The organism is Pseudomonas sp. FSL R10-0056 (genome assembly GCF_009600105.1).
Lineage (GTDB): Bacteria > Pseudomonadota > Gammaproteobacteria > Pseudomonadales > Pseudomonadaceae > Aquipseudomonas > Aquipseudomonas bubulae.
This window is the reverse complement of sequence record NZ_WIWL01000118.1, coordinates 1-312: the sequence shown is the minus strand read 5'-3', so window position 1 is coordinate 312 and position 312 is coordinate 1. Positions and strand designations below refer to the sequence as shown.

Annotated in this window: 1 protein-coding gene; it reads right to left on the bottom strand. The window is 58.3% G+C overall.

The window, feature by feature from the left end; genetic code table 11:
* On the bottom strand, positions 1 to 266 hold a 266-nt coding region (locus tag GHO42_RS26390), incomplete at its 3' end, for a protein rep (protein ID WP_371928116.1).
* Positions 267 to 312 lie beyond the last annotated feature (46 nt).

Here is a 312-nt window from a genome sequence, read left to right as displayed (position 1 = left end):
CCGCGAGTACCTGCGTTGAAGTCTCGGCGATGGTGCATTAGACGTTTGAGGGAGTGGCTGAGGTGAGCTTGCCGCTCGGCAAGATCAGGGCCGTTTCTAACGGTCAGGGTCAGGAGGTATGGGCGTAGATCCGGACGCTCTGTCTGGATAACCTGCCAGCGGCTCAGGTAAGCCCCAAGAGCCTTAGCGCCGCGGCGAATAGCACACAAAGGACAAACCAAGTGCTGCTTGCAGAACGTCGCACTGTGCAGTCGTACCTTGCCCACGGTGAAGTACTCGCGGAAGTGCAGGTAATTACCGCAACTGGCAAGG